This window comes from Halorubrum sp. (assembly GCF_046498025.1).
Taxonomy (GTDB): Archaea; Halobacteriota; Halobacteria; order Halobacteriales; family Haloferacaceae; genus Halorubrum.
The window spans coordinates 15,917-27,094 of sequence record NZ_JAWOBM010000075.1 but is presented as its reverse complement, the minus strand read 5'-3'; the positions used below and the strand labels follow the sequence as shown (position 1 = coordinate 27,094).

Here is an 11,178-nt window from a genome sequence, read left to right as displayed (position 1 = left end):
GGACGACAACCAAGGTGTATGCCCTCCAACTCAAACGACGACGAGACCGGCCGGTCACCGATCGTATTAGCTGGCCTTTCAGCTCTCGGTATCGCGTTCGTGATCGCTGGTGTGGGGCTGTATTACGGGCTCGCAGTCGATTCGATGCGGGTATTCAACGCTGCAGCGGCGGCGATTTTCGTGTTACTGGCCGTTTCGATGGCCATCATCATACGGAGTGAGCCGCTCTTCTCCCGAGAAAACGCGGTGATTTCGTTTTTCGTGTTCACTGCTATGGCACTCTTCTTCGGATTGAGCACGTTCACTACGCTCCCGTTTCCCGTGTTGGTTGGGGCCCTCATCTTCGTTGGCGTAATCCTTCCCGGTCTCGTGCTTCAGTATGGACCCTCAGTTATCAATTAAGATCGAACTCATCGAGGAAGTTCCGAACACGTCACCGTGTCGGTACCGAATCGCGGACAGCAATGTCGTCCGCGAGCTCTTCGAGCTGAACAGCGCGCTCAACAGCGTCGGCGAACCATCAGTTGGTGCTACAGTCAGACCCGACCGCGCTCAATATAGGGTTTCAGCAGAGCCGAAGCACTCAAAAAAGACTGATAACCGTGTTGAGAACGGGGATAGCGACAACGATCCCTGCGACACTAGCTGAGCGTTGAATGTCCACATTTCGAGCATGTTTGATGGCGTACGTGAGAATATATCCAACCCAAACATAACCGATGAGACCAACGACAGTATTGAACAGAAGCAACCAAGGCGGAAGTTGCATCTGAGTCACTGTCATTGACGGTGGATTTCCGGCGAACGCTACGCTCCAAAGGGTGATCGTCGAAATAGTGTTCACGAACAAGAGGGGGAGTAAAGCCCACCCGATATTCGCGGCAGTTTGGGTGATTGAACCATTCCCACCGACGATTGCGGTCAGAAGATACACGATGACTGTTGATACAATCCAAATGCCAGCAGCACCGATTAGACCGCCGAGGAGAATCGAGATCACGAGCGTCTCTGTCGTGATTTCGACCGAAGTAACTTGATCCACATACGGTGCCGCACTTGCAACAGCGACGACACCTGTAAACAGTAAAATTATCGAAGCACTGGCAAGTGACGGAGAGCGTTGAGCGAAGAACTCACCAGGGCCGAATAACGGCGTGGAGGGCATCAATTATTATACATTTCGGCGCGATCAAAAGTCTACTGGTCAGAGAGAGCCATCCTGTATCAATAATTGAATCTCGATAGAATTCGGATATTCTCTCCGATCACCTGAGAGGAATGAGTCAATCGGCGATTGATTTTCTCTCCGTGCGCCAGTTTGGATGTACGCGAACCCCACCGATGGACCAGTGGACGATCACCTATCGAACGAAAGCACGCGCCTCGCACTATTACGGCGTCTACCTCGACGCTGTCATGCGATTAGAACGATACGGGCGCGACGGGATTTGAACCCGCGGCATCTTGGTCCGGAACCAAGTGCTCTGTCCGCTGAGCTACGCGCCCTCACGACGGGATATCCGCGGCGAGCGTTTAACGCTTCTGACTCGGGGTGTCGGGCGCGGTTCACTACGCCTGTCGCAGCTCGATACCCCCACAGTCTCGGGGTCGCACCCTAAATTATCCCGACTGATACCTTCGGCGGACAGGTTTATACCCGACAGTTCGGAGAGGAGATAGACTCACCGTGACGCTTCGTCCCACCGACCGATCCGCCGGTTCGCGGCGCGACTCCGTCTGCGGAGACGACGGGCGGACGCCGGCGGAGCGGTCGGCCGCCGCCGCGGAACCGGGTTCGGGCTCGCCCGCTGACGACGACGGCGCGAGTCGGGCCACCGCGGTCGACCGCGGCTCCGACCGCTTCGTCGCGGCGGTCGCCGTCGACGGCGAGGTGCTGTTCGCCGGGCCAGCCGTGCCGGCGGTGCTCGGCGTCGAGCGCGAGGCACTGCTCGGCGAGGACCTGCTGGATCACGTCCATCCGAACGACCGTGACCCCGTCTCCGACGCCCTCTCCGCGCTCGCGACCGAGCGCACCGTCACCCACCGGCTCCGGCGCGCGAGCGGCGGCTACGTCTGGGTCGAGTCCGTCGTCGACGAGAAGCTCGCCCCGGAGTTCGGAGGACGCGTCGTCACCGCGCGCCGCGTCGACGTCGACCGGGCCTTCCCGGAGCGGTACCGCCAGTTCCTCGAGTACGGTACCGACCTCGTCACCGTCGTCGACGCTGACGGCCGGGTCAGGTACGAGAGCCCCTCGGTCGAGGAGGTGCTCGGCTACGAACAGGGTTCGACCGTCGGCCGGTCGCCGCTCGGATACGTCCACCCCGACGACCGCGAGCGCGTGACAGAGCGGTTCTATCGCGCCCTTGCCGACCCCGCGGCGGCGCCCACCATGGAGTACCGGTACCGCACCGCCGGCGGCGACTGGGTCTGGTTGGAGTCGCGGACGCGGTCGCTGCCGGACGACCTCGCGGTCGGCACGCTCCTGATCAACTCCCGGGACGTGAGCGAGCGGAAGGCGCGCGAGCGCCGGCTCACCGACCGTAACGAGCGGCTCGACCGCTTCGCGAGCATCGTCTCCCACGACCTGCGGAACCCGCTGTCCGTGATCCGCGCGTCGATGGAGATGGCGCGGCTGAAAGAGGACACCGCTCCGCTGGCCCGTGGCGAGCGCGCGGTCGACCGGATCGACCGGCTCGTGTCCGAGCTGCTGACGCTCGCCCGGCAGGGGTCGGGGATCGACGAGCCGACCGAATTCGACCTCAACGGCGTCGTCCGCGAGGCGTGGGCGACAGCCGGGAGCGACGACGCGACGCTCGTCGTCGGCGCCGACGCCCGGGTGCACGCCGACCGCGGACGCCTGCGGCAGGCGCTGGAGAACCTGTTCCGCAACGCGGTCGAACACGCCTGTGAGACCGACGGCGGGGACCTCACCATCGTCGTGAGCGCGACCGACGAGGGCCTCCTCGTCGCTGACGACGGTCCCGGGATCGAGCCGGCGCACCGCGAGGAGGTGTTCGAGCCGGGCTTCACCACGTGCGACGACGGGACGGGCTACGGGCTCGACATCGTCCGCGAGGTCGTCGAGGCCCACGGCTGGACGGTCGAGCTCCGTCCGGGCGCGAGCGACGTCGAGCTCCCGTCAGGGATTTCGCGGCCCGGCGGCGCGTGCTTCGTCGTGGCGGCACCCGGTCCCGACGCGGTCGCGGCCACGGAGCCGTGGATCGACGGCTGAGTCGCCGGAGTCGCTCGGCGGTGAGCGACGGATTCCGGTCCCGTCCCGTCGCGTTTATTTCTCCCGACCGCCAAAGCGGACCGTGACTCCCCTCGACGTCACGATCCGCCGCGTCGAGCGCGCGGATCTCCTCTCGGTGGTGCGGATCGAACGGGCGTGTTTCTCGGACCCGTGGCCGTACGACGCCTTCGAGCGGCTGCTCGACGAGCCCGCGTTTCTCGTGGCCGAGCGCGAGGGCGAGGTCGTCGGCTACGTCATCGCCGACGCGATGCCCAACCACGGCCGCGACATCGGCCACGTCAAGGACCTCGCGGTCCACCCGGAGGCGAGAGGGGAGGGGCTCGGGCGGGGGCTCCTCCGCTCGGCGCTCGCGCGGCTCCGCGGCGTCGGCGTCGCCGTCGTGCGACTCGAGGTCCGCGAGAGCAACGCGGTCGCCAGGTCGCTGTACGCGGACGAGGGGTTCGAGCCCGTGCGACGCGTCTCGAACTACTACCGCGACGGCGAGGACGCGCTCGTCCTCGTCGTCGATCTCGCCGAGTGGACGACCGGCGCGTGAGCGTCGGCGGATCGCTCGACGTCCTCGACCTCGGCGCGCGGTTCGCTCCGTCCGAAGGCGCCCCGCGAAGTTCCGCTTTTGACAAGGCTTAGTGCCCGGGGCGCGAACCGAACGGTATGAGTTCGGTTCCCGAACGAGCGGAGATCGCCGAGGCGTACAAGTGGGACCTCCAGAGCGTCTACGAGGACGACGAGGCGTGGGAGGCGGCCTACGAGACGGTCTCGGACCGTATCGACGAGCTGCGCGCGTACGAGGGGCGCGCCACCGAAGACGCCGCGACTCTGCTGGAGCTACTCGAGCTCCGCGAGGAGATCTTCCGGGAGCTCCAGCAGGTGATGACCTACGCCCGCCTCCGCAGCTCCGAGGACACGCGGAACCAGGAGTACCAAGCGATGTCGGCGCGGGCGTCCTCGCTGCGTTCCGAGGCGTCGAGCGCGGTCTCGTACCTCGAGCCCGAACTGCAGTCGCTCACCGAGGCGGCGGTCGAGGAGTTCCTCGACGGCGAGCCCGCGCTCGAGACGTACGAGCACTACCTCGACGACGTGTTGCGGATGAAGGCACACACGCGCTCCGCGGAGGTCGAGGAGGTGCTCGCCGACCTCTCCGAGGTCACCGACGCGCCGAGCGAGATCTACTCGATGCTGACGAACGCCGACATGACCTACGGCGTCGTCGAAGATCCCGACGGCGAAGAGGTGGAGATAACGCAGTCGAACTTCACGAAGCTTCAGACGAACCCGGACCGCGAGTTCCGGCGGCGCGTGCACGAGACGTTCTACGACCAGTGGGCTGACGTCCGCAACACGGTCGGCACCTCCCTGGAAAAGGCCGTTCGCGAGCACGCGACCAGCGCCGAGATCCGCGACTACGACAGCGCCCGCGCGGCCGCGCTGGACGGCTCGAACGTCCCCGTCGAGGTGTACGACACGCTCGTCGACGCCGTCGACGACAACCTCGACGTGCTCCATCGGCACGCCAAGCTCAAAGAGGAGGCTCTCGGCGTCGACCGGCTCGAGAGCCACGACCTCTACATGTCGCTGACGGGGAACCAGGGCCCCGACGTCGCGTACGATCAAGCGGTCGAGTGGGTGACCGACGCGGTCGCGCCGCTCGGCGAGGCGTACCAGGACCGGATGGCCGAGGGGCTCGACTCCCGGTGGGTCGACGTGTACGAGAACCGCGGGAAGCGCGCCGGCGCGTTCTCCTCGGGCACGTACGACACCCAGCCGTACATCATGATGAACTACCAGGACGACATCGCCTCGATGTTCACGCTGGCGCACGAGCTCGGCCACTCCATGCACTCCGAGCTGGCCGGCGACGCCCAGCCGTGGCACGACGCGAGCTACGAGATCTTCGTTGCGGAGATCGCCTCCACGGTCAACGAGACGCTCTTGACCCACCACCTGCTCGACACCGTCGAGGACGACGAGCTGCGGACCCACGTGCTCGACGAGTACCTCGAGCGCTTCCGCTCCACGCTCTTCCGGCAGACGATGTTCGCGACGTTCGAACAGCGGATCCACGAGCGCGTGGAGGCCGGCGACGCGCTCACGCCCGACGCCTTCGACGAGCTCTACGCCGATCTGAAGGGCGACTACTACGCGCCCGCCGGACTGACCGGCGGCATCGAGCGCGAGTGGGAGCGGATTCCGCACTTCTACTTCAATTTCTACGTCTACCAGTACGCGACCGGTATCTCCGCCGCCGCCGCGATCGTCGAACGCGTCCTCGACGAGGGCGAGCCCGCCGCCGCCGACTACCGCGAGATGCTGAAGGCCGGCGGCTCCGATTACCCGCTCGAGGTCGTCGAGCTCGCGGGCATCGACATGGCCTCGCCGGACCCGATCGAGTCCGCCGTCGGCATCTACGACGACTACCTCGACGAGATCGCGACGTTGCTCGACCTGGAGTAGTCCAGTTAATTCGTTCTGACGTTCTGTTTTATAAGTGGCTCGCGGTGGCGCGTGCCTGCGAGGCCGCCTCGCGGCCGAGGAGCGCGCGCGAGGGATGCGGTGAGCGCTCGAAGAGCGCGAACCGCGAGGCTGGGGAGGTGTGAGGCGCGGTGCCGTGCGGGATGGGGAGGACTCAAAGGGGCAGCCGCGAGGACGATGCACGACGATGTAAGTACCGCAGGGAGCGAGCAGCGCGAGCGACCGAGGAACGCAACGAGTCGCGCGAGTCCTCGCGGCTGGGGCTTTGGGTGTGTTCACCGCCGAGTCACTGATCACGTATCGCCGAGCGGCTGGGGCTTTGGGCGTGTTCACCGCCGAGTCACAGTCATCGATTTATAAACCGACCACAGATACGCTCGACGAGTCTCACCCTCCCGGCACCGATTTACCGCTCCCCCACGACGCACCGATCATCATGGACGAACGCGTACGCGAACACGCGGAAGTGCTCGTCGACTGGAGCGCGCGGGTCGAGGCCGGCGACGACGTCGTCGTCAGCGTCGCCGAGGCCGCCCACGAGCTGGGCGTCGCCGTCGCCGAGGCGCTCGGCGAGCGAGGGGCGACCGTCACGACGCTGTACGGCTCCGACGAACTCTCCCGGGCGTATTTAAAAGGCGCCGAGGCGGGGGTCGACGGCAACGGAGACGGCGACGACGATAACGGCGACGGCGCCGCCGCCGACAACGCGGTCCCCACCTTCGACGACGACCCGGCGGTCGACCGCGCGATCTTCGAGGCCGCTGACGTCTACCTCCGGATCGGCGGCGGGCGCAACACCACCGCGACCGCGGACGTGTCGAGCGAGACGCGACAGGCGTACGCGAAAGCGAGAAAGGGCGTTCGCGAGGCGCGGATGGACACCGACTGGGTGTCGACGGTCCACCCCACCCGGAGCCTCGCGCAGCAGGCCGGCATGGCCTACGAGGAGTACCAGGACTTCGTCTACGACGCCGTCCTCCGCGACTGGGAGGCGCTCGCCGACGAGATGGCGCAGATGAAAGCGGTCCTCGACGCGGGCGAGGAGGTCCGGATCGTCACCGAGCGCGACGACGCGCCCGACACCGACGTGACGATGTCGATCGCGGGTCGCACCGCGGTCAACTCCGCCGCGTCGGTCGCGTACGACTCCCACAACCTCCCCTCCGGCGAGGTGTTCACCGCGCCGTACGACACCGAGGGCGAGGCGTTCTTCGACGTGCCCATGACGATCGACGCGACCCGCGTCCGAGACGTCCGCCTCGTCTTCGAGGCGGGCGAGGTGGTCGACTTCTCCGCGGAGACCGGCGAGGAGGCGCTCGCGAGCGTGCTCGACACTGACGCGGGCGCCCGACGCCTCGGCGAGCTCGGGATCGGGATGAACCGCGGCATCGACCGCTTCACCGACTCGATCCTCTTCGACGAGAAGATGGGCGACACGGTCCACATGGCGGTCGGCCGCGCCTACGACGCCTGCCTCCCGGACGGCGAGTCCGGCAACGACAGCGCGGTCCACGTCGACATGATAAGCGACGTGAGCGAGCGCTCGCGGATGGAGGTCGACGGCGAGGTCGTCCAGCGAAACGGGACGTTCCGGTGGGAGGCGGGGTTCGAGGAGTAGGTGCGGTCTTTGTGGGACGCTCCGGCGAGAGGGGGTGGTGCGGCTCCGAGCCGGCCTACTGCACGACGGACCGTTCCGAGGTGTCTGCGGGCGTCTTCGTGTCAGGACGCCCCGAAACCGCGTTCCAGTCCTCGATGCACGTCACGCAGAGGTAGTAGGCGAACCCGTCGACGTCGCAGTGGTGGACCGGTGCGTCGATACCGCACTTCTCGCAGTTCATGCGGAGTTCTTCTGCAAACGGTACAAATTTCTTGTGATCCCGCCATCACGATCGGATCCGATCGTGTAACTGCCAGCATCGACGGTTTCGCCTCGATTCAGTTCGACTGTCGGAGCGCGTCCAGGTCGAACTCGAAGGCGGCGACCGGGACCTCCAAGTCGTGTTCGACGAGGACCGCCGGGTGGAGCTCGCCGATCACGCCGACCCGCTCGCCGTCGATCTCGACCGCGGCGGTCCGCCCGTCGATGAACGACGGGTGCTGGGTCCGGGGCGTCGACAGCTCCGCACCGAAGTCGTCGCACACCGCCTGCAGGCGACCCTTCGCGGCCTCGTAGGAGGCGTCGCGCCGGGCGACCGCGCCGGCGACGTGGCGGCGCTCGGTGACGTTCGTGTTCTCCGCGTCGTCGCGCTCGGCGACGAAGCCGACCTCCGCGACGTCCTGCGGGTACGCGTTGTGGGTGTTCCGCTCTAACAGCATGACGAGCGAGGGGAGCGCCCACGTGCGGAGCTGGGTGTACTCCTCGCTGTACGGCTCCGTTATCTCGACGGGGTCGCCGCCGCCGACGACGCCGGCGCCCGCGAGCGGCGGCCGCGCTTCGGATCCGTCGCCGTCCTCGGTGACCGCGGCGCCGCCGGTTCCCGGCTCCACGTTCATGCGGTCGTAGTTCTCTGTCCCGCTCGTCATGTGGAAGTTGAGCAGGTCCTCGAAGCCGAGCCCGACGAGGCTCGTTCGGACCGCGTCCTCCAGTCGGGAGCGCTCGTGGCGCCCGCCGACGGTGCCCACGTCGGGGTAGCGCGGCTCCAAGTTGTCGAAGCCGTAGGCGCGCCCCACGTCGTCGACGAGGTCGAGGGGGTGGAGCACGTCGACGCGGTACGGCGGAATCGACACCTCGTAGGTCACGTCTCCGTCGAGGGTGTAGGAGGCGTCGAGCCCGGCGCGCTCGAAGCAGTCGACGACCTCCTCGGGCTCGAACTCGACCCCGAGCAGCGTCTCGATGCGCTCGTGGCTCACGGCCTTCTCGTCGGTGTCGAGGTTCGGCCGGACCAGCTCCGCGCCGTACTCGCCCGGGGCGGTCGCGCCGTCCGCGTAGTTCACCTCGACCTCCTCGATCGTCGCGCCGCGGGCGGAGAGCGCGTAACAGATGATGGTACACATCCGGTCGATCGTCCACTGGTCGGTGCCGGTGAGCTCGACGAACAGCTCGCGGGAGCCCGTCGTCACCTCGGTCCGCTTCCCGTTGATGACGGGCGGGAACGAGAAGAGCCCTAGCTCGTCGTAGATCGCCGGGTACCGGTCCAGGTCTTCGACCAGGTCCGCGTACGTCCGACCGGTGTCGTGCTCGTCGAGCACCGCGGCGGGGGTCAGCTCGTCGGTCGCGTCCAGCGGGACGAACGTGTCGCCGTCGGGCTCGACGCCGCGGTAGGTGATCGACGGCTCCGCGCCCTCCCGGAGCGGCGCGCCCTTGAGCATCGCGAGGTCGTGGATCCCGATCGCGCCCTTCGCGCGGCCGCGTCCCATCGTCGCGTGCAGCTTCTCTTGAAGCTGGATCAGCGAGTCGAGCGCGCCCTCGTCGAGGTCGACGCCCCGGATCACGGCGCCCGTGACGTACGGACGCTCGTCCGGGACGGACTCGTCGACCTCGATCGTCCACTCGGGGTCGTTCGTCTCGGGGACGTAGACGCCGCGGTCGTCGCCGTAGTGGTAGCGCAGCGAGCGCGCGACGCCCTCGACGGAGAGGCGGTCGAGCCGGTCGGGCGCGAACTCGAACTGGAGGAGCCCGTCGTCGGTCTCCCCCTCGAACTCCAAGCCGAGCCCGAACAGGTCTTCCTTGAACTCCTCGTCGGTCGCGTCGGTGCGGCCGGTGAGCCCGCGCAGCTCGTCGGCGTCGACGTCGACGACGGGCATCAGTAGCTCACCTCCGCGTTCCGCAGGAACTCGATGTCGGCTAACGTCCCGTGGAGGTCGCGGATGTCCTCCGCCCCGGTGGTGAGCATGGCCAACCGCTCGAGGGCGAGCCCCCACGCCATCACGTCGCAGTCGACGCCGAGCGGGCCGGTGACCTCCTCGCGGAAGACCCCCGAGTTACCGATCTCGATCTCCTCGCCCGTCTCGGGGTGCTCGCCGAACAGCTCGAAGGAGGGCTCGGTGTAGGGGTTGTAGTGCGGCTTGAACCGGATGTCCGTGATGCCGAACTGGCGGTAGAACTCCTCGAAAGTGCCCATCAGGTCGCGCACGGAGAGGTCCTCGGCCATCACCCACCCCTCGATCTGGAAGAACTCGAGGAGGTGCGTCGGGTCCAGCGTGTCGTTGCGGTACACCTTCTCGACGGAGAAGTAGCGCCGGGGCGGCTCCAGCTCCGCACCCGCGATGCCGGAGAGGTACCGCATCGACAGCGAGGTGGTGTGGCCCCGCAGAGCGACCTCGCGGGCGAACTCCTCGGACCACGGCGAGTGGTAGCCGTCGCCGTCCTCCCCCCACCCCTCTCGGTGGGCCGACTCGACCCGACGGATCAGCTCGTCCGGAATCTCCTCCATCGGATCGACGTCCAACGCGAATCGGTCCCAGTGCGTCCGCGCCGGGTGGTCTTGGGGCATGAACAGGCAGTCGTTGATCCAGAAGTCGCTGTCGGCGTGGGGGCCCTCCATCTCCTGAAAGCCCATGCCGACGAGGACGTCCTTCACGCGGTCGGCGGTCCGGCGGAGCACGTGCTTCCGGCCGCCTCGCGTCGTCGGCGCGTCGGCCTCGACGTTGTACTCGGCGAACTCCACGTCGCGCCACTCGCCGCTGGCGAGCAGCTCCGGCGTGAGCTCCGAGACGGTCTCGGTCGCCTCCACGCCCATCATCAGGGCGTCGACGCCGTCGTCCGTCAGCGTCACCGACCGGGTGACCGACTCGCCGCGGTCGACGAGGCCGCGGGAATCCAGTTGCTCGATAGCCCCGCCGTCGACCGCGGGGCGGTCACCGTCGGCGAGCGCCGCGAGCGCGGCCGCCTCCGGGTCGGCGTCGGGGTCGGCGTCGCCGTCGATCGTCAGTTCGCCGGCGTCGATCGACCCGAACCCCTTCCGCGCGAAGTTCGACAGGGCGATGTCGACCTCGGGGCCGTCGAGGTCGGCCTCGCCGATGACCCGCCCCATCGGGACCGGCGCCTCGTCGGCGTCGAGCGCGAGGACGGCCCGGTAGAGCCGCGCCTCGGGGAGGCCGTCGTCCACGTACCGTCGCCCCTCGTCGGTGAGTTCGAGCGTCTCGGCGGCGGTCTCCGCGAGGGAAACGAGCCCCTCGTCGCGGAGGTCGAAGGCGGCGCCGGTGACCGTCTCCGGCTTCAGCCCCGTCTCCGCCGCGATCTCGTCTATCGTCCGTTCGTCCGTCGCGCTCGCGGCCTCGAGGACTGCGAGCTGTCGTTCCGGAAGTCGCATTCGAGTTGTCTCCATAGGCGTGTGGCTGGTTGGTAACGGTTCCGGCACGTCGCCGCCGAACCGCGCGGGTCCGCCGCCCGACCGCGAAGCGAGTTCGCCGCGCGTCGGTCAGCCGGAAACGAACCCGAACGCGCCGCCGTCGCTTCGTCGGTCGATCCCTCCCGCGGCGCGTTCGAGTGACACGTGACACCGCGGCGTCCGAAA

At 67.4% G+C, this 11,178-nt stretch carries 9 protein-coding genes and 1 tRNA gene; 5 read left to right on the top strand and 5 right to left on the bottom strand.

The features are described 5' to 3' along the window. Positions 1–402, top strand: a 402-nt coding sequence (locus R6U01_RS13465) for a hypothetical protein (protein ID WP_410286971.1), incomplete at its 5' end; no start/stop codon positions are given. 181 nt (positions 403–583) lie between these two features. Here the strand turns inward: R6U01_RS13465 and R6U01_RS13460 are convergent. Together R6U01_RS13460 and R6U01_RS13455 are read right to left on the bottom strand one after the other, a co-directional pair. Further along, positions 584–1,165 carry a YIP1 family protein gene (locus tag R6U01_RS13460; protein WP_138004593.1) on the bottom strand — a complete coding sequence of 194 codons (582 nt, stop codon included), beginning with the start codon at positions 1,163–1,165 and terminating at the stop codon, positions 584–586. Positions 1,166–1,433: 268 nt separating this feature from the next. Further along, positions 1,434–1,506 (bottom strand) — tRNA-Arg (locus R6U01_RS13455). Between the two features lie 181 nt (positions 1,507–1,687). Here R6U01_RS13455 and R6U01_RS13450 point away from each other — a divergent pair. The 4 genes from R6U01_RS13450 to R6U01_RS13435 all read left to right on the top strand — a co-directional run bounded on the left by R6U01_RS13450 (position 1,688) and on the right by R6U01_RS13435 (position 7,340). Then, positions 1,688–3,232, top strand: coding sequence for a PAS domain-containing protein (locus R6U01_RS13450; RefSeq protein WP_410286970.1), 1,545 nt, complete (start codon positions 1,688–1,690; stop codon positions 3,230–3,232). An 82-nt stretch (positions 3,233–3,314) separates the two neighbouring features. Continuing rightward, positions 3,315–3,788, top strand: coding sequence for a ribosomal protein S18-alanine N-acetyltransferase (gene rimI, locus R6U01_RS13445; protein ID WP_410286969.1), 474 nt, complete (start codon positions 3,315–3,317; stop codon positions 3,786–3,788). Between the two features lie 116 nt (positions 3,789–3,904). Next, the gene (gene pepF, locus R6U01_RS13440) at positions 3,905–5,704 is read left to right on the top strand and encodes an oligoendopeptidase F (protein ID WP_410286968.1); all 1,800 of its coding nucleotides are present in this window, start codon (positions 3,905–3,907) and stop codon (positions 5,702–5,704) included. 454 nt (positions 5,705–6,158) lie between these two features. Then, a complete protein-coding gene (locus tag R6U01_RS13435; protein ID WP_410286967.1) occupies positions 6,159–7,340 on the top strand; it encodes an aminopeptidase in 1,182 nt (393 codons plus the stop codon). 55 nt (positions 7,341–7,395) lie between these two features. On the opposite strand, the gene R6U01_RS13430 is transcribed toward R6U01_RS13435, so the two are convergent. From R6U01_RS13430 to R6U01_RS13420, 3 genes are all read right to left on the bottom strand, one after another. Then, on the bottom strand, positions 7,396–7,560 hold the full coding sequence (locus tag R6U01_RS13430) for a hypothetical protein (protein WP_410286966.1): 165 nt from the start codon (positions 7,558–7,560) through the stop codon (positions 7,396–7,398). Positions 7,561–7,657: 97 nt separating this feature from the next. After that, positions 7,658–9,466, bottom strand: a complete 1,809-nt coding sequence (gene pheT, locus R6U01_RS13425) for a phenylalanine--tRNA ligase subunit beta (RefSeq protein WP_410286965.1) — start codon at positions 9,464–9,466, stop codon at positions 7,658–7,660. Then, on the bottom strand, positions 9,466–10,974 hold the full coding sequence (locus R6U01_RS13420; RefSeq protein WP_410286964.1) for a phenylalanine--tRNA ligase subunit alpha: 1,509 nt from the start codon (positions 10,972–10,974) through the stop codon (positions 9,466–9,468). Before R6U01_RS13420 ends, pheT begins: the two co-directional genes overlap by 1 nt. Positions 10,975–11,178: the final 204 nt, after the last annotated feature.

Bases quoted from the DNA above. Each gene is read 5' to 3' on its own strand.
- R6U01_RS13420 (WP_410286964.1), bottom strand. From the start codon at position 10,974: ATGCGACTTCCGGAACGACAGCTCGCAGTCCTCGAGGCCGCGAGCGCG.
- R6U01_RS13460 (WP_138004593.1), bottom strand. From the start codon at position 1,165: ATGCCCTCCACGCCGTTATTCGGCCCTGGTGAGTTCTTCGCTCAACGC.
- pepF (WP_410286968.1), top strand. From the start codon at position 3,905: ATGAGTTCGGTTCCCGAACGAGCGGAGATCGCCGAGGCGTACAAGTGG.
- R6U01_RS13430 (WP_410286966.1), bottom strand. From the start codon at position 7,560: ATGAACTGCGAGAAGTGCGGTATCGACGCACCGGTCCACCACTGCGAC.
- R6U01_RS13435 (WP_410286967.1), top strand. From the start codon at position 6,159: ATGGACGAACGCGTACGCGAACACGCGGAAGTGCTCGTCGACTGGAGC.
- pheT (WP_410286965.1), bottom strand. From the start codon at position 9,466: ATGCCCGTCGTCGACGTCGACGCCGACGAGCTGCGCGGGCTCACCGGC.